Below are 25,778 nucleotides of genomic sequence, written 5' to 3' on the forward strand. Positions count from 1 at the left end.
TAAAAAACCTTAAATTAAAAAAAATTAACTTTTTAATGATTATATCAATCTTTTATTAACAAATAATTAAGTAAAAAATATATTAAATTTTAATCCAAAAATTATAAATTTAAAAATAAAAGGAAATCATAAATTTCTACATGAAAATATAACTCATTAAGTCCGTAAATTATTAACTTAATTTAATAATTTTTAATATATTAATCAGCTAATTAATTATAATATTTTATTATTTTACTTATAAAAAATTTATCATTTATAAGCTAAAAGTTAACTAAAATTAGCATAATTATGGGGCTTTTAAAGAAAATTTATTAATAATTTAACAAGATATATTAACTGAATAAGGCTGAACTGACTTCAAATCTAAGCTAATTTTTCCGTTACTTCATGAACAACACGTCGCGTTGCAATTATTGTGCCGTTCACGGAGGCAGGGTGAGCAATTTCAGTGTAATCACCACAAAAAAACAAGTTACCGCATCCTTGTTGTAAAACGCGCTAAGGCAATGCCGTTGGCCCGGTTTTAAATAAAGATAAGCGCCTTGCTGATATGGCTGTTCACTCCAAAAAAAAGATAAAGGCACGTGTGAATTACATGATTTTTTAAACTTACTTCCATACACTTGTGTAATTTGTTCACTGGCTTCAGTAACTGGGGCTGTAGAGTCAATGATTTTTTTACCGATTTCTCCACACGTATGGGATTCTAAAATAGCCTTTTCTGCTGGCAACATGCACTATGATCTTCTATCCACGAAGTGTCTATATCAATAATAGTCATAGCTGTTTTAGAATCTTTTAACCAAAATCGATGATTAACTTCAAAGTAAACTCGTGCGACATTTTGATTAAATGAAACACTATTAATGGCTTGTTTTTTGAGAGAGGATAATTCAGGCTTAAATTTAATCGCAGAAGGATTAGTTGCTTGTAAAGAAGTTAATGAGACTGCCATAACAATATAATTAAAACTAAAATCTTGCTGTTCTTTTAAATTAATGCCTTTGATTTTTAGCTCGCCTGTTTCATTAGTTTCTATACTCGTCATGGGACAATTAAACCAAATCCGGCAACCATTTTTTACTAGAATTTCATACAATACTTGCGTCAGCTTATCATTACCCCTTCAATATTTTCTTACAGCTCCTTAAGCTCTCACAATTCAACCTCCAGGGCAGCAATAGGCTGTCCTTTTTCTTCAAATTTTATTACCTCCTCCCTTTTAATCACCTGAAATAAAGTAACAATTGACATCACAATAAAAGGTAAAATAATAAGACCAATATTTTGAAACGAGCCCTGATAGGTGAAGCCTGCCAGTTGCAGTGATAGCGCACAGAAAATAAGGCGTCCGCCAACAATAATAGCGGAAACACGTCCCTTAGCTTCAGGCATAAAATTTAAACACAAGGGATAGAGCATGGTCGCTGGAATAATTTGGCCAATGACAAAAGGGATAAACGCCATGGTGATAAACAAAGGATTATTGCTATCTACCCAAGTTACCCAAATCATACTTACCAAACTGACAATAAAAATCTGATTAGCCACATAAAGTATTTTCTTCTGTTCAAATCGATTGATTAAAAAACCAAATACAATACTGCCCACGGCAAAGAGTAACGCCAATACCCCTTGATAATAGCCAAAATGGGTGAGGCTTACTCCGAGCGCTTTCATGTATAAAAGCGGCGACATGCCTACAAAAATCCAATAAGGAACAATCATAAATATAATGTGCATCATTAAAAGCAGCAATGGCCTTGATTTAAATAGCGGTAAGTAATGAAACAGCCTCGTATCTTCTTTTTGCCTAGATAAATTACTTGTCGGAATAAATAACGTCGTCATAAACAGTGCGATGAGTGCTAAACCTAATAAAGTAATAAAATTACCTTGCCAATGAAAATAGAGGGTAATATAGCTGCCTAAAATCGGACTCGCTGCAACAGCCATATTCATAACCCCATTCATCATCGCCATGAAAACCTGTTGCTTCTTTAATGGGTAAGCATCTGCAATAATTAAAAAACTAAGAATGGCCGGCGCTGCAATCCCTATACCATGTAAAAAACGCCCTATTAATAGTAATGAATAAAATGGCGCCCATAAACAAAGAATGCTCCCTATAATAAAAGCAATTAGTCCAAGTACAATAATCGGTTTTCGCCCATAACGATCAGCTAAACTGCCAACAAAAAATAAACTTAAGCAATAGCCTAAAAAATTAACTGACAATAAAGCCTCTACCCAAAATGGCGATAGATTAAATTGATGTTGTAATTCAGGAAAACTAGGGACAAAGAGATCAAACTCCATCCCGGTTAATAGATCCATCAACATAATAGTTAATAAAACGAGACTTTTAGACATAATTTGTTTCATTTACAACGCTTCCATTTTAGATTTAAGTAAGCCACCCTGAATAAAATAATGTGATGTAATTCCTATAGCTGATAAAAAATCAGCCTCATGGGAAATCACCACCAATGTCCCGGGATAATCCTTTAATACCTGAATCACATGCGCTTTGGTTTCTAAATCGAGGTTATTGGTTATTTCATCGAGTATTAACAATTTCGGGGTTATAGCGGCAATTTGAGCTAACGATAACCGTGCCTTTTCTCCACCAGATAAGCTTGCCACAAGCGCATTAATTTCATTATTTTTGCGAAATAAAAAATCATTGAGATGTTTTCTAATCTCAATATAAGACCAAGCAGGTACGTAGTCTTGTATGGTCTCTAAAACCGTTTTTTCAGGATTTAAAGTTGAATAATGTTGATCAAGATAACCAATCGCATCGCGATTTAATAATTGCCAATCTCCTGTAGTAACTACTTGTTCATCACGCAAAAGCGCCCTAATCAATGTTGATTTTCCAGCCCCATTATTACCAGAAATTGCTAACCTCTCACCATTAGATATGGATAAATTAATGGCTGTTAAAATTGGCATTTCAAAACCAACGCTCCCATTATTAATGCACACCTGTACCCTGCTATGCTTGCTCGCTTGAATTGAAAAGGTAGGCTTAATGATTTCAGGGAGCCTAAGAGTAGACAGTTGCTGTTTTAAGACTTGGCTTTTAGCGTTGATTTCACTTCGTTTTCTATTAGCTGTTTCATTTCCCCGCCCTAACTTGGCAGAGGAAACAACCGTTGGCCATTTTCTATCTTTAACTTTTTTTTCACCACCCAGACGACTGTGTTTGGCACGCACTTGCTCTTTCATTAATGTTTGATGGAGGCCTTTTTTTTGCCGCGACAACTTCACTAACTCTTGCTCAATCGTTTGATATTCAATAGCCAATTCATGCTGATAATCTTTATACGTTCCTGTAAATATTCGAACCTTATCCTGATCAATATGCCAAATAGTATTGATGACTTGCTCTAGCAACGCCACATCATGCGTCACAATAATTAAAGTTCCCGGAAACAATCGCAACATCCGCATAAGAGACTGCCGATTTTTGTCATCTAAATGATTAGTCGGCTCATCTAGTAATAAAATACTAGGCGAGCTGCCCAATACTTGTGTTAATTTTTCATGAAATCGTTGCCCACCACTTAATGTTTTAAGCTCAGTAATCACTTGTGGTATGTACCCTATATTAATCGTTTGAGGAATCCTTAACTCACCTTCGGTTGGTTCAACAAGCCCTTGCAGCATGCGCAATAACGTTGATTTACCACTGCCATTTTGACCAATAACGCCTATACGTTGGCCATAGGAGATTGAGCCGCTAAATTGTTTAAAGCAGAGTTTGTGTGGTAGTGAAAAACAGAGGTCTTTAAATTGGATTGGTTTATGCATCATATCGTTCTCTTAAGTAAAGGGCGTGATAATTGCTTTAGCAATGCACCACATGGCTGTTAACCACTGCCCAGCGCCTGGGCAAACTTAAGAAATGATATTCATGACTCGCTAAACCTAAAAAGATGTGAAAATAAATACAAGCTGTTATTTTACGTGAATAGATAATAAAAGTCTATTAATGAGATACGCCAGCAAGTAGCCTGGGTGAAACAAAGTGAAACCTGGGTTTCGGCCCTACGGGCCTGCGCCCAGGCTACGCCAAATACGATTTTTTCTAAATAGAGCCAAAATTTTGACTGGCTCTACATGGATATTTTACGTTTTTCGGTATTTGTAGCTAAGTTTTGCTCAAAAATTTTATTATACACTTCAAGAAACTTACCTTTAAATAAGCGTATAATTGTTAATGGAACTTCTACTGGAGAGCTTTTCGCACGTGTAATCAGCGAGCTTGCTGTCCTTAATACATCAATATCACCAGAACGTGTTAGTGTTACAGGATTATTTGAATCATTGGGTACAGTATCTATTGATTTCTCATCACGAGAATATTGCACCACTTGTTGCTCAACTATCATGTCTACCATATTCTGGTAGTTTGGTAATACATTTGCCTCTAAGTAACCATACTTTGGTAAAGCAATTTCCGCTAAATCATCATCATCTGAGTGGTTTGTACCAAAAGAATCTTTACCAAAAAGCTTCATTCTTAACGCTTCAGTAGCAATATGCTTCTCTCGCTCTTGCTTAGCTTTCGTATCAGTACTTAGGTCATTAAGCGCTGAATAATTAGCAAATCTTAATTCTTTCTCAACAGTACACCCCATTTGTGTGTAAGTATTATTAAACCATTTATTTCCTTTCTTATTTTGAAAGCAGCAAACCATAAGCATTTTAAACATATCAAGCACTTCTTTATCGCCAGGCGCATGACCGCCATTGGAGGTTATTATACTCTGAACTTGACTAGCACTAAGTTTAAATAGTGCATGTTGAGCGTCACCCTGATATGGAATTTGCTCAAGATCGCCCATAAGTTTACCAAAATTATTAATCTTTACCTTCTCAGCAACCCCATTGGCCTTAATATAATATGTGCATCGCTTACTATATTGCTTATCCTTATATTGGTAGGAATGTTGGTAGGAAACATAGCTATTTTTATAGTTTTCAAAAGAATCTGGTTTTTCGGACATTGTATAGAAGTTACATTCCTCATTGCTGTTAAACCTTTTGTGATTATCAATAGATTCTTTTAATAACCTGAGTGCATTATTAACATAATCGACTTTAGCCGTGCCCTTATAACGGGGCTGGTTTATTTGCTCTTCTATTACCTTTGCTATGTCTTCCAAACGTGTGAGCCATGGAGGTGATGGCTGGGTGTGCTCTTCATCTCCTAAGCCTTCATCATCAGAGTAAGATCCATCATAATTTAAGCCTGAACTTTCCTCGCTACTCTCTGGTGCATAGAAACTAATTACCTCAGAGTTAGTTTCCTCATCAGAAGTAACGATTTCTAGTTCTGAATTATTTTCTTCTTCCCTATCTGGGGGGATAATTGGTTTAACTAAACTTTCGTTAGACTTGCTTTGAACTTCTATTATCTGCTCTTCTGATTCAATAGATAAAGGCACAATTTTAGATGAGCTAAAATCCTTTGGAGATTTTTCCTCTGATGAATCTGTGTTTGTTTTTAATACTTCAACCTCTTGTGGTTGCGATATAGTGATGCTTTGAGGTTCTTCAGTCTCCCTTCTATCTTCTAATTTTTGGGGATTAATAATTGTGATTTCAGGCTGGTTTTGCACCTCAGGAAAAGCTACACCTTGATCTACTTGTTCATTACTTTCTAGACGAACTGGGATTTCTGCTGTTTTTTCAAGCTCTCTAGCTTTTTCTTGTTCTAAGGCAGCATTAGCTTGCTCGGTAATACTCTGCTGTTTTTCGGCAATCTTTGAGAGTTCTTCTTGCGGCTCATTAAGTTCTAATAGTTTAGATAGACTGTTTAACTTTTCTTTTAAAGCATTTAATTGGGTAATAGCTTTTTCTTTTAATTGATTTACTTCGCCGCTATTTAAGTTAGTAAAATCATAAGCCTTTGCAGTAGCTGTGGCAATCTCCTCTTTGGTTTTAGTAAGCTCGTTAAGTTGCTTTATGCGCTGCTCTTCTTTGTCAATTGCAGCTAGTCTATCTTTATAGGCCTGCTTTATTGCACTTTTTTGCTTATCTAAAGCAGTAGTAATTTTTGAATTTGTCATGTTTATATTCAATTCAGCACAAACTTCTGCTGCATGAGCGAATACATTATCCTTAAGCTTCTTTAAATGAGCTTTGCTTTGAGGCTTATCCTGGCCGGTAAAATCAAATTTAAACGCTTGAATACGGAGTACAGCCTCATTAAGTACTTTATTTTCTTCCTGGATTTTGTTAACCGCGTGGTTAATAAATTGCTTTTTTCTATCCACTAACCTTTCAAGATCACTCCGGATTCCGGGGATATCTGTAATACTTGGAATTTCTTTACCAATGTCTTCTACTGTCTTCAATCGCGCTAGCTTATGAGCCTCCAAATCCTCTTCCAAAGAAGTACTAAAGTCTGTACTCACATCTCTTATCTTTTTTTCAATTATCCCTCTCTTTCTTTTCTCAACTGCACGGTCTAGTTCAGCTATTTTATCTTGCTTAGTTATTTCTAAATATCTAATAGCTTTTTGTACAGCAGGAGAATCAGCTTCGTTAACAGGTACTTTAACCGTTATTGAGTTGATTTGATTGGTAAGCTCTTTTTTTAAACTATCAACATCTGGTAGGGTAATTTTTTTATCAAAATTAATAACAAAAGCTTCTACATTGTCCGTAGCGTCTTTTAACTTTTGAACATAATCTATCCTAGGCACTTTCTGAGTTATGGGAGCTGTTGGTTGTTGTAAAATATTAGTAGGTTTCGACTCGACGTGGTCGGGGATAGGTCTTACTTCTGGCAATGGCTTAGGTGGAGTCACCTGCATGGAAGCTTGTTTTAGTTCTGGCTTAACAAAAGAAACAGATGGTTCTGGTTGTACAGGCTGGCTTACGGGATTTACTACCTTAGCTGTAGCGGGCTGGTAACCAAATTTTGACAACATTCTATCGTTAAAGTCTGACTTATTAATGTCTTTTTGGTCCTTTATATAACGATCCAGTACCTCTCCTATAGATGCAATTTTTTGCTCACCATATCCTCCCACCTTTCGTCTCTCAACACTCAAGGTACCAATATCACGCCATAAATTAGTGAATTTTTCTTTATCAAGACAAATGTCTCTCCTAATAAGCAATTCTTCACAAAGACACTTTATACCCCGGGCCTCATTACCTTCTTTACTGATTTTTTCTTTAGCATCAGCTAGAATCGCATTCAAAGAATCCTCTAAATCTACATCGATCCGTTTCTGAGCAATTACAGCGGGAGAAAGTTGCTTAAGTTTAGCTTCTGCTTGTTCTTTATTTTCTGCTTTTACTTTTACTCTACTAATTAAGACATCTAACTTGTCAAAATGGGGCTGAAATTCGCCTTTTAAAATTATTCCCTGGGCTTTCTCTTGCTCAGCTTGAACCTCGAAATTCCTATCTCTAAGCGTATCTTTTCCGGTATACTCTGGCTTACTACCCAAAAATGCATTCAAACAAACTTCTATTCGCTCTTTAACTGTTTTAGGCAATAATTGAGCAGATAAATTAAATTTATATAAATCATCAAGCATTAAAGAGATCGATCGAACCTGATTTTGTATAGGGTAATTTCTCCAGCGATGAGCCTCATATTCCTTAATAAAATCACCTAAGATACCCTTTAGGTCTGATTGTATCGCTGTAATTTCATCATTTAAGCTTTCTTCTGCGCTTTTATAAACTTGCTCTTTAGCAACATACTTATTACAGTCACTCTGATTAAATAAATCTACTTTTTCTTTATCATCGCCACTCTGTTTAATTGACTCTAACTTTTCATAAGACATTTAAGTTCCACAAATAGATACTGATACTTAAATTTTAACTGATTAATATTAAGACAGTGTTAACAAGATTCAATGGCAGAAAACGATAGCTTTTTGTTTCTGTTTGCTGAGGAATATTCATGATTCCTTTTGCCCACTATCTGGTAATTTTCGATACAACCTTTTAATGAATCTATTCAGCTCATTATATGAGCCGAATATTAGATGTAATCGGCTCATAAAGTAAGCCTGTTATTCACTGAATAAAAATTTATTTTAATTTAGCTGAATATTCTTCATAATCTCTTAATGTTAGTATGAGATAATTTACCTACACAACTGTCAGTACTTGGTATTACTATGTCTCTTTCAGCATCTCAAGAAAAAAAATTGCGTGAAGAATATGATAATCTGCAAGAATTCCTCGTGCCTGAAAAACAAGCCACTTGGCTAGAAAAAAAAGAAGATATTATTAGGTTTTGCGTTGAGCTGGAGATTGAGCTTTATAATATCGTATCCTTAAAGCAAATTGTGGTAAGTCGGCTTTTAACTGAATTAGTTGATCATTTTTCTATCCCACTTAACTTACTGAATGCTGCACAGCATGAGCAATGGCAAGAGCAAGAGCAAGCACTGAGATGGCGCCAATATTTTGCTAAAAGCCTAGAAAACGAACAATCACATTTGCGCCAAATTCATGAAAATGCCCATTTAAGTGTGGCTGATCAATATAGAAAAACACAATCCGTCGCACCCCAAACCTTACTAACTAATCAAGATATGTTAGATCTTTTCAACGTTCATGATTTTGACTCTGATGAAATATGGCGTTCGGAACCTTTCTCCTTAACCGAATTATCGAAGGAACAGGAAAGACAGTTAAAACAACTAGTTCAAAGAAGTAATGAGGAACAAAAAGATCTCTTTTTACCAGTTAACCACGATGGCCATTGGTTTTATCTGTTAAAGCAGGAAGGCGCCTGGTCTTTACAAGATTCCCAGCCTTTTAAAGATGAGCAACTATCGCCTAGACAACACTCTATGTTAGATGAAAGTCAAGAGCTCATAACTAAGCTGACTGATGGAGAAGTTAAATTATTAGAATTCAAAACCAGCGGCAACCAATTAGACGATTATACTTGTGGCACAGAAGTTATTAATGCTTATCGCCAAAAAGTTGTTGGTAATGATTATGAAAGAACTCATTCTGAAATTCTAAGAGAGTTACTTAAAATACAGCTTGATGAGCAAGAATTTCAGGAAATACCAATGGCGCTTCTGAATGATCATCTTGTTGACTATGATCTTGAATACTCAGACGATGTTGATGATGACGATGCTCTCGCGCAGTTGACTAAGCAACAGCAACAAATTATTGCTACTACAGCATCTGCCCAGATAGAGAAAGAACAGGCAAAGCTATACCGAAATAACTTGAAAGACTTAGTCATTGCAGTCACTAAAAAAGGGCTATTTGCTAATATAGAAAATAAAATGGTCGATCTTTCAGAACCTGCACTTGATTCAGCTGAAGCCAAAGACCATGAATCTGATAAAGACTTTGCAAAACGCTTACAGGAAGCTTGGTGTAGAAAAGCTGGATTAAATTACTGATTACTTAAGTCTTGATTAATCATGGCTTTTTAAAGCATCTACTTTATGGCTCAATTTTCAATTTTATTTTTACTTAAAAAGACAGCATGCAACTTAGCTTATTGCTTAGCTAAGTTGCTATTATATTTAACCAATACTCAACTTTGAGAGCACTTGGCTAGTCTCTTCTGGTTCTGAATTGGAAGGAGCAACAGTTGCAATATTATTATTATCTGAAGGAGACGTAAACAAGGTAAAGGGGTTGCCAGCGTAAACTTGGGGCGCAGATTGACTAAGAGTTACGCCACTCGTTTCTTCTTCTTTAGAGAAAACTTCAGGTGATGATTTGCGCAGCATATGTTCTTCAGAGCGGACATATTCATCAGACGAGTAACGGCGCTCACCTAGTTTCCATCCTTTATGCCTAATTACAACTGGTGAGCCAGGATAATCACGTTCATGATTGTCGGCATAAGTCGCTTTATGCTTTTCCTCAGCAGCGTCAACCACATCAGGCGTAGCACTTATGAGCGTTAAATTTATTTTTGCTTCCTTGAAAAACTCTCTTTCCTTAAATAATTGATGAATTGTACTGTTTAAGAGACAATCAGGGAATTTTTCACCATTAAAACCTAAATTAACATCACCTTGATATTCAACAGCAATTAATTTAGTATCTTTTGCCGCTAGATGATTTTCAATTTCATCTAGTATCTCGCATAGCGCTACTACAAACTTTTCATTTATCTCTTTTATCCTCTCAATATCATCTTTTTTTTCTAAATTAAAACTTTTTTGCCAAGGGATAGTACCCCCCAATTTTCCTTTAACAAAAACCGCACTCATCGCTTCTTGGTTATGTACGCCATAAATGACTAATGTCGCTTTTTCTCCCTCTGTTTTAGTACCGTATATTAATGTAACTTTGTTTACCATATTACACCTATCTTGAACTGGAAAGCCTACCTAAATAGAGCCTATAAATAATTACTTCCTTACCCAATAGACAACAAAAAAATTTCACTATGTTTAATTAATATACTTCATGCAGATTAAGGAATTATTAAATAGCAATGCTATTTCTAGGATATGCGCAAATTAAATGTAAAATTGTTGTTTAACGTGACTATTAATCTATAAGACCTTTATAAACGTCTGCAATAATCATTGACGAGTGTCGTTATTTACTTCATCTTAGTCACTTGCACCTATTCCTATGAAATTTAAATAAAAAAATGTATTAGGTGCGAAAAATTCTAATAAAACTCTATTTATAGATAGGAGAAGGATAACAAAATGATGTTAAGGAAAAATAAATCAAGCCATAAAAATAATAGGAAGCGAGCTTTTCCCCTATTAATTTTAAGTCTTTCGTCATTAAATCTCTTTGCTTCGGTAACTGATGGTAATGGCGCATGGGTATATGACACCCTCTACAATAACCAAGGCCAGAAGATTGGCCAATCTCCAGGACTATTTGCTAGTCAAATTAATAACTTTAACGCAGCCGCGACCGGCGATCATACCATTACTAAGTTGTATAGCTATGGTGGCAGCTTAGAAATGTATTGTAAGGGTTCAGGCGGAACGGCGACAAATAAGGCGTGTAACGCAAGCAATATGTATGCTTATTACGATAATGGGAAATTATCGACAGCTGCTTATTATGAAGTTCTAGGTAATGGCTGTAAGCCTGTTGCTATTATGCCTGTGGTCGATGGCAGACTTGATCAAAAAGGGGCAGATGATTATTTAAGCGCTTTAAATAATTTAGACAAAAAAACAGCAGCACTTTTTGCAGATAAAGTAGCTAAATTATACTGTAGTGATGAAAATGTAGCTGGTGTGCAATTTGATATTGAGCCCTTTGATATTAGCAAACCAGGACAAGCTTATTTCTACGAACAAATCGCTAAGGATTTTGCAAGCGACATGTGCATTGATGCTAAGCATCCTAAAGGCCGAACTTTCTCAATTTTTACCTTCTCTGGCAAAGTTGACAGCACAGTTGCTAGAATATTAAACACTTATAACAATGGTTATGTCATTGACTCATTGTATGACTTAGGCTCTAAACCAGGCGGTTCTGTTAATTCACCAGCAGAATACCGTAATTATATTTCTAACGAAGTTAAAAGAATGCTGGATAAAGCAAAGCAATATAACATTAAGTTTCAATTTGCAATTCCAGCAGCAGCGTCCGCCCATGAGTTTGAAAGCAAAGGCGGGAAAAGCACAGGCTTTGCTCAGCTAGATTATGTGAAAGCATCTTATGAGGTCTTTCAACAATATAAAGTTCAAGCAAATCCAAATTTTGTAGGGGTTGCTTTATGGACTTGGCTTGATCAAATGTGGTGGGGTGGACAGCGCTTTACACCTTCTGTTCCAAACGAACAAACAAAAGCATTTCTTGCTAATAATCTGTAACCTTAAATTAAGACAAAGTTGGGTCAAAGCGACCCAACTATTCCCTAAAGCTAATCGAACGGCATTCATTTTAAAATGATAAAAAGTTACTCTTCTTGATATTCAATAATATCACCTGGCTGGCAGCTTAAATAAGCACAAATGGCATCAAGGGTTGTAAGCCTAAGGGCTTTGGCTTTGCCATTTTTAAGAATGGATAAGTTAGCTTCAGTAATGCCTATTGCCTCGGCTAACTCTTTTAAGCGACATTTTCTTTTTGCCATCATTACATCTAAATTAACAATAATTGTCATAGTAAAACCCTTAAATTGTTAATTGCGCTTCAACTTTTAATTGATTAGCTTCTTTAATAATCCACGAAGCAACTAAAATGATACATGCGGTAATTAAGGTTGAGACATTAGTAGAACCTAAAGTAATACTTGCTATGCGCTGTCCCGGTGGATTATTAAACGTAAGAGACGCTGTTATAAGTGGCTGATAAATTAATTGAATAACTTCGCCTAGAATCATGTAAATACTAATACTTCTTATTAATTTAATGGTAGATTCTGCAAATAACTCACCCTTTTCATACAATTTAAAGAGGTTAGCTAATTTATAACAAATTGATACGGTAATGGATAATGGCAACAATTGTACAGCTAATATCATTAAGCGATGTAAAAATGAGAAATGAACCGTATCTTGCACGTGAACAGCAGGAATGATTAACGCAAAAGCGCCCCACTCTAATAACCCACTTAAATGGAATAGGATTAAATACGAAGTAACCATTGGCATAACCCAACAAAGCACCCTAAAAAATAAAGAAAGAATACGGCTAACTGTTTGTATTTTTTTCATAATCAAAACCCTTAACTAATGAATCAGGCTTAATTATAATCACTATTTATTGAATTACAATAATATATTTATGAATTTCAATAAAAAATTATTAAATAATTTTTAAAAGCAGTAGAGATATACACAGTAAGCGTTAGATTATTTTATTTCTGCTTAGGCTATACTTTAATAAGCAAATAAAGGACCAGTGGGATTTAAGAAAGAAAGCCTAAAAATAATTTTCCTTAAACCCATGAAAAAAACAAAATTTGTTACTATTATAAAGCCGATACGGCGCTGTAATTATTTATATTTTCATCAAGCAAGGGAATGGATTAATGAAAATCATATCGACAAGAGTCTTGAATGGTCCAAATTACTGGTCGAATTTCAGGCAGAAATTAATTGAAATTAGGCTCGACTTAGAAAGTTATGAGTACTCTCCAAGCAATATCCTAGAAGGATTTAACACGCGATTAAAAGAACTAATCCCTAGCTTATACAACCATTATTGCTCACCCGGCATTGAGGGTGGTTTTTATATCCGTCTTGAAGAAGGAACTTGGTTAGGACATGTCATGGAGCATGTAGCGCTCGAACTACAAAATCTCGCTGGTTTAGACTGCGGCTTTGGCCGAACCTTTGGTACTGATACAGAGGGAGTGTATGACGTCATATTTACTTATGAAATAGAAAAAGCGGGGCTTTATGCCGGTAACGCCGCTTTTAATATTATTCAAAGCTTAGCTCAAGGTAAAAATTATTTAAATTTTGAACAAGATATTACAGAATTAAAACATATCATAGCCCATGAGAAAATAGGTCCTAGTACCGAAGCTATTCTTAAGGAAGCTAAAAAAAGAAATATACCCATAAGCCCTTTTAAAGATACTTCCTTAATTACTTTAGGCTACGGCGTTTATCAAAAACGGGTTTGGGCAACAATTTCATCCCAAACAAGCTCAATTGGGGTAGACATCGCTACCCATAAAGACATGACTAAACAACTTCTAGCAGCAAATGCCATTCCTGTACCAGATGGTATCACTATCCGCTCACTAGACCAATTAGATGATGCTATCGATTTGTTAAACTTTCCACTGGTTATTAAACCACTTAACGGCAACCATGGCCGTGGCATTATTACCAATATTCAAACCAAAGAAAAAGCTATCTTAGCGTTCAACCTAGCGCAAAAAGTGTCTAAAGATATTATTGTAGAGCAATTTATTGAAGGCAATGATTATCGATTTTTAGTGATTAATTATAAGTTAATCGCAGTAGCAAAACGAACGCCGGCAAAAATTACTGGCGATGGCATAAAAACAATTCAGCAATTAATCGATGAGGTTAACGACGATCCTAAGCGGGGCTTGGCTCATGAAAACTGCCTCACCACGATTAAGGTTGATGAAGAAACACATTCCATTTTAGCCGAGAAAAAACTAACTTTACACAGCGTGTTAAAGGCCGGTGAACATTTATATTTGAAATGCACGGCTAATCTAAGCTCTGGCGGCACAGCAACCAATATCACCAATCAAGTACATCCAGAGAATATCGCCCTAGCTGAACGAGTAGCACGCTTAATACAACTTGATGTATGTGGAATTGATGTGGTTTGCAAAAGTGTACGTGTTCCTCTTGCTAAACAACGAGGTGCTGTCATTGAAGTCAATGCAAGCCCTGGCTTTCGTATGCATACTGCGCCAAATGAAGGTGCACCTATCAATGTAGGTGCGCCGTTTATTGATATGCTGTTTCCACCTGGCAAACCCTCACGCATACCTATCATTGCTGTAACAGGTACGAATGGCAAAACGACAGTGGTTCGTTTAATTGCCCGTTTTGCCAAACAGGCCAATCATTATGTTGGCTTTACCACCACTGAAGGTATTTACCTTAATAATAAACTAATCTATCGCGGTGATTGTAGCGGGCCTTTAAGTGCACGCACCGTCCTGATGGAACCCTTAGTCGATTTTGCAGTTTTAGAATGCGCACGTGGCGGGATTATTCGTTCAGGATTAGGTTTTGATCAATGTGATATTAGTATTATTACCAATATAACCACTGATCACTTAGGTATTGATGGGATTAATACGATTGAAAAGCTTGTTGATGTTAAATCCGTGGTCGCCCGCAGCACACATAAAAATGGATATGCCTTATTAAATGCTGATAATAAATTAGTCTATGATTTGAAAAATGAGCTAGTTTGCAACATTGCTTTATTTGCTTTAACCAAAAACGCGCGCATTAAACAACACTGCCAAGCAGGCGGTCTAGCAGCCTTTATAGAAGATGACATGGTAATTGTGCAAAAAGGCATAGAAAAACAAGCAATTGCTAAAATAAAAGACATTCCGCTTACTTTTAAGGGCAGTGCTACGTTTATGGTTAATAATATTCTCCCTGCGGTCTTAGCAGGTATCATTCAAGGATTTTCAGCCAAACTAATGGCCCAAAGCCTATACGACTTTCAACCGACCGTTGAAAATACCCCAGGCCGTATGAACATGTTTAATTTTGATCACTGCCAAGTAATCATTGACTATGCTCATAATGAAGATGCTTATATTCAACTTAAGAAATTTTTAGATACGATGGAATATGCTAAAAAAGTAGGCATTATTGCTGCAAGCGGTGATCGCCGAGAGGAAGATATTCAACGATTGGGCTATTATGCTGCGCAAATGTTTGATGAAATTATAATCCGCCACAACAAAAATGGACGTGGTAGAACCAATCAGCAATTAACTGATTTAATAACGACAGGCATTCATTCTGCTGATCCTAAAGTAAAAATAAAAGTTATTTCTGAAGAATTTGAAGCATTAGAGTATGCAATAGAGCACGCTGAGCGAAATAGTTTAATTTATTGTTCCGTGGATGATGTTTTTGACTCCGTAGAATTTATGCTGGAACAAAAGCACATTCAACCAGTCAAACAGATTAATGAGACTATTTTCTTATGAGACCAAAAGGCAAAATACTGATTATCGGTGGGGCTGAAGACAAGGTGGATGAACCACCAGATATTTTTCAACATCGAGAAGAGATGCCACGCTATGAAATTTTAAGCGAGCTTTTGTCTGATTGCAAAACTAAACAAATAGAAATTATTACCACCGGCTCTGAAGTTCAAGATGAAGTAAAAAAATCATATGAGCGCGTTTTTTATGAAATGGGTTATAACAAAGTTGGCTTTATACCTATTGAAGAGCGTCGACAAGCTCGATTAGACGACTATTTACAGCGTGTTGAAAAAGCAAGGGCTATTTTTTTTACAGGCGGTGATCAGTTTCGTATTTCAACTATTTTAGGCGGTACACCAATTATTGAAATCATCAAGAGACGTTATGTGGAAGATAAGGATTTTATCGTAGCAGGCACGAGTGCCGGCGCTATGGTGATGTCTTCCGTGATGATTACTTCAGGTGGTTTAACCGAAGCATTGCTTTATCGCAATTTAGCTACTTCATCAGGATTAGGGTTATTGCCAACGTGTATTGTTGATACTCACTTTATTAAACGTGGACGATTTGGCCGACTTGCGCATGCTATTATTATGAATCCCGAGCAACTCGGTATTGGCTTAGGAGAGGATACCGCTTTAGTAATTAAAAATGGCTCCGATGCCGAATGCCGAGGATCTGGCATGGTAGTCATTATCGATGGCAGATATATTAATCAAACGAATATTACTAAAGTGAAAGAAGGGCAACCGGTCTATGTCGAGAATTTAAAAGTTCATTTATTGGTAAAGGGATGTCATTTCTCGTTAACCCAGCGTAAATTAGCAAATCCTGCTGATTCAACCAATTTCGATTAATTAGACTTCTTTAGAAACTAACTTAGGTAACTTATGAAGATAGCAATGGCAGTTCATGGTGGTGCAAGCGAAAGCTCTCCTTTTTTACAAAAAAATGAAGAAGCAACTAAAAAAGTGTTAGCCCAAGCTTGTCAAACAGGCTATGACATTTTAAAGCAAGGCGGCAGTGCACTGGATGCTGTTGAAGAAGCAGTAAAAATTCTTGAAGACAGCCCCTATTTTAATGCCGGCCGTGGTTCAGCATTAAATTGTTGTGGCGATGTTGAAATGGATGCCTCTATCATGGATGGCAGAGAAATTAAAGCCGGTGCTGTATCAATGGTTAAGCAAGTTAAAAATCCAATCACTCTAGCGCGCTTAATTATGTCAAAAACAAAGCATGTCTTTTTATCAGGTTATGGTGCTCTAGAATTTGCAACTAAAGAAGGACTAGACTTAAAACCACCCTCTTATTTTGTTACCAATAACCAATATGACGAATACGAACGTCTGCATGAGAAAGAGACTTATGAGGCGCTCTTAGCTAAAAAGCAAAGTGGCACGGTTGGTGCTGTCGCATTAGATGCCCAGGGTAATCTTGCGGCTGGCACCTCTACTGGTGGAACAAGTAATAGCTTGCCAGGTCGAATTGGTGATAGCTGTGTCATTGGTGCAGGATGCTATGCTAACAATAACACTTGCGCGGTTTCCGGAACAGGCGAAGGCGAATACTTAATTACCGGTGTTATTGCTCATACCATTTCAATGTTGACTGAATTAAACATCCCACTACAAGAAGTATGTGAGCAAGTGCTTTATGAGCGTAATAAAAATAAAGGTGAAATTGGTGTTATTTCTATCAACCAACACGGAGATGTAGCCTGCGCTTTTAACACTGAAATTATGAAACGCGCATGGATTGGTTTAGATGGAAAGCTAGTGGTAGAAATTAACAGATAATTTCATTCTTAGGTGGTTGGGCTAAACAAAGTGCAGCCAACAATCGTTGATCGGCGTTTTACTTAGGTCGTCATTGCTGTATCTACTGTATTAGAAAAGCATGGATACCGTGGTCAAGCCACGGTATTTCGGTAGCTGGTATGCAATAAATCAAAAACGAATTACCGCGGTTTGACCGCGATATCGATCAATGGAGCACGAAAGCTGAATAACGTAGCAAGTAGGCTAAGTGAAACAAAGTAAAACCCAAGTTGCAGCCCTGCGGACTTGAACCTAGACTATCTTACTGATGCAAATTAATCTTGGTTAGTTTTCTTTTCAACGCGTTAAATAACAAGACCGTATGCCGCCTATTATCTTCTACATTGCTTTCACTTTGTTGCAGGCGTAATCGTTCATAATTAGATAAAAATAAGGAAATTTCAGGCGCCATCCTGGGTAGCTTATTTATCAAAATATTACATTGTTTTTTAAGTGTCATTGAAGGCTTAGTCGGCACATTAAATCGCCTTAATTCTTTTTGTAATTGCTGATATGCTTTTAATAACTGATCTACTTGCCTGTGCTGACGCCAAGTATATAAAAATCCAATAACAAACAGAAAAATTAAGAAGAAAATGATAGTAGCCTGCAATAATTTACTGGCAGTTAATTTTTCTAAACCTATTTTCTTTAATAAATCTTGCTGCGCATCTTTATTATAAAAAAGTAACCAACGCTCAGCAAAAAATCGCAGTGATTCAATAAAAAATTGTGACCGTTGTAACCAAGATAAATTAGCAGAAAAAGAATTATCTGTTTGATTCAAATAAGATGAATGGAAATCTCTAATCGCTTGGTCGATACGCTCAGGCGCTATAAAACTTGTAGGATCAATAAGCTGCCAGCCCATGGGTGCTTGCCAATACTCAACCCAAGCATGGGCATTATTTTGCTGAATATCAAGGTAATGGCCAACAGAATTCCATATTCCTCCTTGATAACCAACAACTACTCTGGCAGGAATACCAACGGCGCGCAAAATAAATGCTATGGCACCCGCATAATGCTCACAATACCCCTTTTTTGTATTAAACCAAAAATCATCCATTTGATTTGGCAGGCTGAGCCTATCTGGCGCCAAAGTATAATAAAATGGTTGCTGATGAATATATTGCTGCAGAAAACGAATAAATAACTTTGGATCATTTTGTAAGTTTGTAAAGTGTGCTTTCGCCCAAGCGGCTAATTGTGGATTAACCTTATTAGGCAGCTGTAGATACTGCCTAAGTTCAGTATCATTTAATGTTTGCTGCGGCTTAGTTTGCATGGTTATTATGCCATAGGCAAAGCGCTGCTGTATCATGTCTTCATTCATTGCCCTAACTAAACCATAGTCGGTTGAGAAAAGCAGCCTAGGGCGTGCTGCAAGTGGTAAACTTAAATAAAATAACCATTTCTTTTGATGTGGCTCTAAAATCACCTCATAATCTGCGTTTTGATTAGCAGTAAGCTCAACTAATGGATTAAATTTTGCGCTAGCTAACTGTACAGAATTCCAACTAATACCATTGTAATGGTTAAGCACTAACCCTTGCCAGTAACCATTTAATATTGGTTTGTTATTAAAAGTAACCCGTAATGCGGTACGATCATCATTAAATAACTCAGTCATTGATCCAGGACTCATGCTTTCGCTAAAACCCAATTGACTAATAGACTGTGATGGAACTTGCCACAACGGTTTAGAAATTCTAGGAAAAATATAAAAAAGTAACAAACTAAAAGGGATCGCTATCAGCAGCTGGGTCGCACTTTTCCTACTTAGGTATTTTAAAGAAACTTGCCTAACACTTAACTTAAACATCAGCATTAAGTTAGCTAAAATAGCAGCAAATAAATAAACTACAATCCACAGCTCTTGATTAATAACTAACGCTGAAAAAATAAGATAAAAATTACAGATAATTATAAATTTAATATCACGAACCTTATAAATCTCAAGGCATTTTAAGCCAACGAAAATGATTAAAAATCCGATAAAAAACCCGCTGGTTATCATATTTCCGTAAGCAATTTTTAATAATGCTAACGAAGCCATGACTAAGATTACCCTTATCCAGACAGGTAAAATGGGATAATTAAAATAGGCCGCGATAAATTTATAACCTATTGCCGCTACTGCTAACAGCATTACCCATGAAGGTGATTGGAAAAAATGTGGTATATAGCATAGTAATACGACTAATAGAGTGTAGCGAGTCAAGGTTAAAAAATGGCGTTGTTCGCTATTAGTCATGAGCAAATAGCCAGCTGACGCAAGCATTGTTGTAAATGCTGCTTACCATGAGACAATGGCGTGGTAAAACGCCCTAATTTTAAGCTATATAAATCCTGATTTACTTCGGCATTTTGTAACCAAAAACTTAAATATTGCAGTTTTTTTTCTAAATCATCAAAAGGTAAATCGGATAACTGAAAAAGCCAGTAATTTCCTGCGCTACTATCCATTGTTTTAACATGCCACCCCTGATCTTTAGCAACAATTTTCCAAGCAATAAGATTTGGCTGCGCCCAGGGGTTTTCAACTTGTCTTAAATCATAAAATTCGTTGTCACCTACTAAGGCAACTTGGTTATTACTTTGTACGGTGATGGGTGCCGGCCAAAAACCTGGAAAAACCGGTTGTGGGTAAACATAAAAACCTTCATCAAAATAAAGATAACCCCATGTTTTAAATAGTCCTAGCGGGTATAAAGTATAAATTTTGATTGTAGGTAGCTTGAAGTAGCCTCGGCGATCAGTTGATAGAGGTAGAACCATTCTAAATTCATTTAAAGAGGTTTGTTCTAAGCCAATAGCAGCTTGCTTACCTACTTGAAATTCCAAGGCATAACGCAACTTATTGTTAGGACTAATTAATAAATTAATGCACACAGCTTGTCCCACTTCTGCATCATCAATAGCCAATAATTTTACTGATAGCCCTTTAAGATTAGCCTGCGCCTCCCAAGCGCTACCTATCCCAATTAACGCTAATAAAAATACCAGTAAAAAAATTAAGCTAATTTGATAATTAATTGCGCCAGTAAATAAAGTAATAAGAACAAAGGCATAGAGCCATCCAAAGCTTGACGGTAATATATAGCTATTTCTAGAACCAAATGTTTGCGAGTTGCCCTTATCGTTACGCGCTCTAAACCATTGGTTTAAATTTTTAAGTAGCCTTTCTTTCATCATGTAATCACACAGGGACAGTTACGTTATTGATTAATAACTCTGCTGCAGATAAATTATTTTGTGCCTTTTTAATTAGCAAACGATGATTAACCACAGCGGGTAAAATGGTTTGTATGTCATCCGGGCGAACAAAATTGCGCTCATCAACAAGGGCATAAGCTTGTGCAGCCCTAACTATGCCCTTTCCAGCCCTAGGGCTAAGCCCATGATTAAACCAATCCTGATTACGGCTAGCGGTTAGTAATAACTGGACATAATCAAGTACGGTGTCTGAAATAATGACACGCTCACTTTCCTTTTGTAAGGCGAGTAATTGTTGCGGATTAATCACAGGCTTTAAGGTAGTTAGTTTGGTATTAGCTGCCGGCGCTTTTAAAATCTCTCGCTCCGCATCTGCCGGAGGATAACCAATTACTAGGCGCATTAGAAAACGATCTAATTGGGATTCAGGTAAAGAATAGGTACCAAGATGATAGGACGGATTTTGGGTGGCAATGATAAAAAATGGCTCCGGTAGCGATTCTGTACCGGCATCAGTGGTAATTTGTTTCTCTTCCATTACCTCAAGCAACGCACTTTGCGTTTTAGGTGGCGCTCGATTAATTTCATCGGCTAAAATGAGCTGTGAAAAAATAGGCCCCCGGTGGAAAGTAAATAGGCGTTGCTGTTGATCAAAAATAGATACGCCTAACAAATCACTTGGCAGCAAATCACTGGTAAATTGAATGCGCCTGTATTGCATGCCTGTTAATTGAGCTAAGCCATGGCTAAATGTTGTTTTTCCCATGCCAGGACTGTCTTCAAGTAATAAGTTACCATTGGCTAATAGGCAAGTAATCCCTAACCGAATAATCTCCTCTTTTCCTAAAAGAACATGACTCAATGCATCCTGCAATTGTTTAATCATAATAAAATAAGCAATTTTTAGTCACTATTCTTTAGTATATACCCATTCAACCTGAAAGAAAGTATTGGATTTTCGCTATCGCTTTTTATACTTGCCGCCACTCATTTTTATACTTTATAAGCTAAAAATAAAAGACTGAAATTTAGGATAATAATTAACTTCGATTACTTTTTTGTAACCACTTATTCATTTAGTTCATAATCAAAAATGACTTTTATTTGTATAGAGAGATGGCTTAATTAACAGTTTTTTGCTTCTTTAAATTGAATTAACAAAAAGTCTATTGTATCTAATTAAATTTAGTTATGATGTGGTATTGCTTATTGGGTGGTTGGTTAATGCGAAAGTTTGTTTTAATCTTTTTATTTGTTTTTTGCTTTACTGGTGTACAGGCTGCTGATATCGGTATCAAAAAAATTAATTTAGATGGCAAAACCGCTTATATGGTTGATGCAGGCGCTTTTCCACATGAAAATAACGCGCTACAACTAAAATTTAAGCTTTCTTCCGTATATAAACAACCCATTCGGATTGATTACGATAAAGTGCGCAAGCTCTATATAGTCAAAGTAGGCCCCATTACTGAGCTTGATCTCGCAAAAACAATCCGCAAAGAAGTAAGCGCTAGTAACATGCCATTAACTCATACAGATAATACTCCGGATGTTTCAGTAATCCCACCTATTGATATCGTTGAAGAAAAGAAATTATGGAACTTACGAAATGCGGATATTCGTGCCGTTATTGCTGAAGTTTCACGAATAACGGGTAAAAACTTTATCATTGATCCGCGCGTACAAGGCAAAATATCTATTGTTTCTAACACTCCTATCTCTGATAAAGAATTATATCAAGTCTTTTTATCAGTGTTACAAGTATCGGGCTATGCTGCTATTCCCACTGGTAAAGTCATCAAAATTATTCCTAATATCGAAGCAAAAACCGTCACCGCTGACTTGCTAGATGATTTGCAAAATCCGCCACGTGGTGATGACATGATGGTTGAGGTCGTACCTGTCCACTTTGTACCGGCTGAGCAATTAATTCCCGTCCTAAGGCCGTTAATGCCTCAATGGAGTAATGTTTCTGCTTATGGGCCTTCTAACATGTTAATTTTGTCAGGGCGAGCAAGTAATATTAGGCAATTAGCTAGTATTATTAAACAAGTAGATAGTTCTACCGCCAATGGCATTGATATGGTGCCCTTAAAGTATGCGTTAGCAATGGACATTGCTAATACACTTAAAGATTTAATTAAAACTCAGCCTGGTATGGCTGGCCACAGTCAAGTGATGATTGCCGCTGATGATCGCAGCAACTCTATTTTAATAAGCGGCAGCCGCACAGACCGCATTCGTTTACGTATGCTCATTGCCCAACTTGATAAGCAAAATTTACATGGCGTAAATAGTAATACTAAAGTGGTTTACTTAAATTATTTAAGGGCAGAAGATTTAGTGCCTATTTTAGCCGGTATTGCCCAAGCAAATTTTAGCGGTAACGTAGGTACAACAATAGGGACAATTACACGGCCAGAATTAGACAGCACAAATCCTGCTTCTAACCTGGCTAATGGCACATCAAGCACACAAACATCTAGCTCACAAAATCAAGCCCCAGCACCCTCAAACCCTGCTGCGACGCCTAATACCACAGGCGCTACTACGCAAAATGAAGGCACGACTAAGCCTACCGTACAAATTATTGCTGAACCAAACACAAATTCCATTATTATTAATGCCCCTGCTAGCTTAATTCGCATTTTACAATCTGTTATTAGCCAATTAGATATAAGGCCTGCGCAATTACTCATTGAAGCTTTAGTTGCTGAAGTGGATGAAAATGATATTAATAGCTTAGGAATCGAATGGGGAAGTAACTTGCAAACAGGCGATCCAGCCGCTTTTAGACCTGGCTTTGCGATTATTAACTCACAAACAACCATTGATGACTTCCAAGCGCAACTCTACGGACTTGTGCAGCGGCATAGAGCGAATATTTTATCGACACCATCAGTCGTCGTACTGGATAACCGCCAAGCTAAAATCTTAGTAGGTAGACAAGTCTCGGTAGCGAGTACTACTTATCCTAATAATGCAGGCGGCACGACCACTGCTAGCCCTTATGTTACCTTTGATCGCGTGAATGTTGCCCTGCATCTCTATGTAAGGCCCCAAATTACTCGCGGGAAAGGTATTCAATTACAAATAGACCAAGGTAACGACACCATTGATCCCACAACGCTTTTAAATGTCAATAACCCAGTCTTTAAAATTAGCAGTATTGTCACATCGGTGCATGTAGAAAGTGGTGATGTTGTTGTTTTAGGCGGACTGATTCAAGATAGCTTAGCCAATGATAATGTCGCTGTTCCTATTTTAGCTGACATACCAGGTGTTGGCCGACTTTTCCAACACAATGCGCACACACGCGAGAAAAGAGTGCTAATGGTCTTTATTCGTCCTATAATTTTAAGAACACCTGGCGACGCAGTGCAGGTAACAGGCGCCAAATACAATGATTTAAGACAAGATGAGCTTGCTTATTTACGTTCACAAGACTATGTCAATGTAAATAAGAATATGGTTTTACCCCCGCTGAAGCAAGCCGAGTTACCAAAGCCTTTTAGTCGTTCGCTACAGCAGAGAGTTATTATGACCAAATGATAGAGCCTAGTACGGTAGTAGAAGAAACGCCTAAGCAACTTCCTTATAGTTTTGCTAAAGCCAATGGCGTTATAGCCATAGCAAATGAAGCAGACAAAGCATTAATATTGCATCTGCCCAATCCTTCTTTGCCCGTATTGGCTGAGGTTTCGCGCCTTTTACAGCGTAAATTAGAATTACGCGAAGTGTCTGAAGGTGAATTTCAACAGCACTTAACCAATCACTATCAATCAAAATCCTCTATTTTAGATGCTGCCGAAGGCATGGAAGGTGATATGGATTTATCACTACTCGCAGGCCAACTACCTGCTACCGAAGATTTACTTGATAATCAAGATGATGCACCTATCATTCGCTTATTAAATGCTTTATTTACTCAAGCCATTAAACAAAAAGCCTCAGATATTCATATTGAAACTTATGAAAATCGAGTTCTAGTACGCAATCGTATTGATGGTGTTTTGCATGAAGTATTAGAAATCCAACGCGCTATTGCGCCGCTAGTGATTTCAAGAGTTAAAGTAATGGCTAAGTTAGATATAGCCGAAAAACGTATACCACAAGATGGCCGTATTGCCCTTCGTATTGGCGGGCATAATATCGATGTACGTGTTTCTACTCTTCCCTCTAATCATGGCGAGCGCATCGTTTTACGTATCTTAGATAAACAAGCAGCTCAGCTTAATTTAAGTCTTTTGGGCATGGCTGACGATACACTAGGCATTATTCGCACCATGATTTCACAGCCTCATGGCATCATTTTAGTAACAGGCCCAACAGGCTCTGGTAAAACAACATCCCTTTATGCCATGCTCAGCGAACTTAATGAAGTAAGCCGCAATATTCTTACCATTGAAGATCCTATTGAATATGATTTACCAGGTATTGGTCAAACCCAAGTTAATACTAAAGTACAAATGACTTTTGCTAAAGGTTTAAGAGCCATTTTAAGGCAAGACCCTGATGTGGTCATGATTGGAGAAATACGTGATTTGGAAACCGCCGAAATCGCTGTACAGGCGAGTTTAACTGGGCACTTAGTATTGTCAACATTACACACCAACAGTGCACTAGGCGCCTTAACCCGTTTACGCGACATGGGTGTTGAGTCTTTTCTTCTTTCTTCAAGTATTATTGGCTTAATTGCCCAGCGCTTGGTTAGAAAGCTTTGTTCGGAATGTAAAACGCTCCATGAGCTAAGAGAAGATGAAAAAGAACTGCTAGGTTTAACAGAAAACTCACAAATTGTCCAAGTGTATGAGCCTAAAGGTTGTGATCATTGCAATCAGCTTGGTTACCGAGGCCGAACTGGCATTTATGAATTAATAGTTATTGATGAAACACTGCGAGGCATGATTCATCGCAATGAAAGCCTACAAACAATAGATGACTATTTACGACCGCAAATCCCAACCATTCGTCAAGATGGTTTTAAGCGTGTGCTCGCTGGTGATACCTCATTGGCTGAAATTTTACGCGTAACGAGTCAACATTAATCAGAAAATAACCAATTTGCTATTTTTAATATATCTTAGTAGTATTAACTAGAAGCCTAATTAATC

18 protein-coding genes are annotated in these 25,778 nt (G+C 37.0%); 7 read left to right on the forward strand and 11 right to left on the reverse strand.

Going from position 1 to position 25,778, the window contains the following annotated elements:
* Positions 1-425: 425 nt before the first annotated feature.
* The 5 genes from DYE47_RS07810 to DYE47_RS07830 form a co-directional block, all read right to left on the reverse strand.
* Complete coding sequence (locus DYE47_RS07810) at positions 426-737, reverse strand: hypothetical protein (protein WP_115302738.1); 312 nt, start codon at positions 735-737, stop codon at positions 426-428.
* Positions 710-1,114 carry an FAD-dependent oxidoreductase gene (locus tag DYE47_RS07815; protein WP_115302739.1) on the reverse strand — a complete coding sequence of 135 codons (405 nt, stop codon included), beginning with the start codon at positions 1,112-1,114 and terminating at the stop codon, positions 710-712. The genes DYE47_RS07810 and DYE47_RS07815 overlap by 28 nt, the downstream gene beginning before the upstream one ends.
* A gap of 44 nt (positions 1,115-1,158) precedes the next feature.
* The gene (locus DYE47_RS07820; RefSeq protein ID WP_115302740.1) at positions 1,159-2,388 is read right to left on the reverse strand and encodes a multidrug effflux MFS transporter; all 1,230 of its coding nucleotides are present in this window, start codon (positions 2,386-2,388) and stop codon (positions 1,159-1,161) included.
* On the reverse strand, positions 2,389-3,825 hold the full coding sequence (locus DYE47_RS07825) for an ATP-binding cassette domain-containing protein (protein ID WP_174224090.1): 1,437 nt from the start codon (positions 3,823-3,825) through the stop codon (positions 2,389-2,391).
* A 302-nt stretch (positions 3,826-4,127) separates the two neighbouring features.
* Positions 4,128-7,826, reverse strand: coding sequence for a hypothetical protein (locus DYE47_RS07830; RefSeq protein WP_115302741.1), 3,699 nt, complete (start codon positions 7,824-7,826; stop codon positions 4,128-4,130).
* Positions 7,827-8,165: 339 nt separating this feature from the next.
* Here DYE47_RS07830 and DYE47_RS07835 point away from each other — a divergent pair, with 339 nt between their 5' ends.
* The gene (locus DYE47_RS07835; protein ID WP_115302742.1) at positions 8,166-9,419 is read left to right on the forward strand and encodes a hypothetical protein; all 1,254 of its coding nucleotides are present in this window, start codon (positions 8,166-8,168) and stop codon (positions 9,417-9,419) included.
* Between the two features lie 126 nt (positions 9,420-9,545).
* Here DYE47_RS07835 and DYE47_RS07840 read toward each other — a convergent pair whose 3' ends face one another.
* Positions 9,546-10,334: a hypothetical protein gene (locus DYE47_RS07840; RefSeq protein WP_115302743.1), complete on the reverse strand. Its 789-nt coding sequence runs from the start codon at positions 10,332-10,334 to the stop codon at positions 9,546-9,548.
* Positions 10,335-10,694: 360 nt separating this feature from the next.
* Between DYE47_RS07840 and DYE47_RS07845 the strand changes: the two genes are divergently transcribed.
* The gene (locus tag DYE47_RS07845) at positions 10,695-11,825 is read left to right on the forward strand and encodes a hypothetical protein (protein WP_115302744.1); all 1,131 of its coding nucleotides are present in this window, start codon (positions 10,695-10,697) and stop codon (positions 11,823-11,825) included.
* An 86-nt stretch (positions 11,826-11,911) separates the two neighbouring features.
* Here the strand turns inward: DYE47_RS07845 and DYE47_RS07850 are convergent, their stop codons facing one another.
* Both DYE47_RS07850 and DYE47_RS07855 read right to left on the reverse strand, forming a co-directional pair.
* On the reverse strand, positions 11,912-12,118 hold the full coding sequence (locus DYE47_RS07850; RefSeq protein ID WP_115302745.1) for a helix-turn-helix domain-containing protein: 207 nt from the start codon (positions 12,116-12,118) through the stop codon (positions 11,912-11,914).
* Positions 12,119-12,128: 10 nt separating this feature from the next.
* Positions 12,129-12,671 carry a DUF2975 domain-containing protein gene (locus DYE47_RS07855; RefSeq protein ID WP_115302746.1) on the reverse strand — a complete coding sequence of 181 codons (543 nt, stop codon included), beginning with the start codon at positions 12,669-12,671 and terminating at the stop codon, positions 12,129-12,131.
* Positions 12,672-12,988: 317 nt separating this feature from the next.
* Here DYE47_RS07855 and cphA point away from each other — a divergent pair, with 317 nt between their 5' ends.
* Genes cphA through DYE47_RS07870 form a run of 3 tightly spaced genes read left to right on the forward strand, consistent with a single transcriptional unit; the run spans position 12,989 to position 17,424 of the window.
* Positions 12,989-15,628, forward strand: a complete 2,640-nt coding sequence (gene cphA, locus DYE47_RS07860) for a cyanophycin synthetase (protein ID WP_115302747.1) — start codon at positions 12,989-12,991, stop codon at positions 15,626-15,628.
* Positions 15,625-16,485: a cyanophycinase gene (locus DYE47_RS07865; RefSeq protein WP_115302748.1), complete on the forward strand. Its 861-nt coding sequence runs from the start codon at positions 15,625-15,627 to the stop codon at positions 16,483-16,485. Before cphA ends, DYE47_RS07865 begins: the two co-directional genes overlap by 4 nt.
* Positions 16,486-16,518: 33 nt before the next feature.
* Positions 16,519-17,424 carry an isoaspartyl peptidase/L-asparaginase family protein gene (locus tag DYE47_RS07870; RefSeq protein WP_115302749.1) on the forward strand — a complete coding sequence of 302 codons (906 nt, stop codon included), beginning with the start codon at positions 16,519-16,521 and terminating at the stop codon, positions 17,422-17,424.
* 283 nt (positions 17,425-17,707) lie between these two features.
* On the opposite strand, the gene DYE47_RS07875 is transcribed toward DYE47_RS07870, so the two are convergent.
* Genes DYE47_RS07875 through DYE47_RS07885 form a run of 3 tightly spaced genes read right to left on the reverse strand, consistent with a single transcriptional unit; the run spans position 17,708 to position 21,550 of the window.
* Complete coding sequence (locus DYE47_RS07875) at positions 17,708-19,702, reverse strand: transglutaminase TgpA family protein (protein ID WP_115302750.1); 1,995 nt, start codon at positions 19,700-19,702, stop codon at positions 17,708-17,710.
* Positions 19,699-20,643 (reverse strand): hypothetical protein, encoded by a 945-nt coding sequence (locus DYE47_RS07880; protein ID WP_176579712.1) that lies wholly within the window; start codon positions 20,641-20,643, stop codon positions 19,699-19,701. The genes DYE47_RS07875 and DYE47_RS07880 overlap by 4 nt, the downstream gene beginning before the upstream one ends.
* Positions 20,644-20,647: 4 nt before the next feature.
* Positions 20,648-21,550, reverse strand: a complete 903-nt coding sequence (locus DYE47_RS07885; RefSeq protein ID WP_115302751.1) for an AAA family ATPase — start codon at positions 21,548-21,550, stop codon at positions 20,648-20,650.
* A gap of 338 nt (positions 21,551-21,888) precedes the next feature.
* Between DYE47_RS07885 and lspD the strand changes: the two genes are divergently transcribed.
* The gene (lspD, locus tag DYE47_RS07890) at positions 21,889-24,216 is read left to right on the forward strand and encodes a GspD family T2SS secretin variant LspD (RefSeq protein WP_115302752.1); all 2,328 of its coding nucleotides are present in this window, start codon (positions 21,889-21,891) and stop codon (positions 24,214-24,216) included.
* Complete coding sequence (gene lspE / locus DYE47_RS07895) at positions 24,213-25,712, forward strand: GspE family T2SS ATPase variant LspE (RefSeq protein WP_115302753.1); 1,500 nt, start codon at positions 24,213-24,215, stop codon at positions 25,710-25,712. The genes lspD and lspE overlap by 4 nt, the downstream gene beginning before the upstream one ends.
* The last annotated feature ends 66 nt before the right edge of the window (positions 25,713-25,778 follow it).

Source organism: Legionella beliardensis (assembly GCF_900452395.1).
In the GTDB taxonomy this organism is placed as follows: domain Bacteria; phylum Pseudomonadota; class Gammaproteobacteria; order Legionellales; family Legionellaceae; genus Legionella_C; species Legionella_C beliardensis.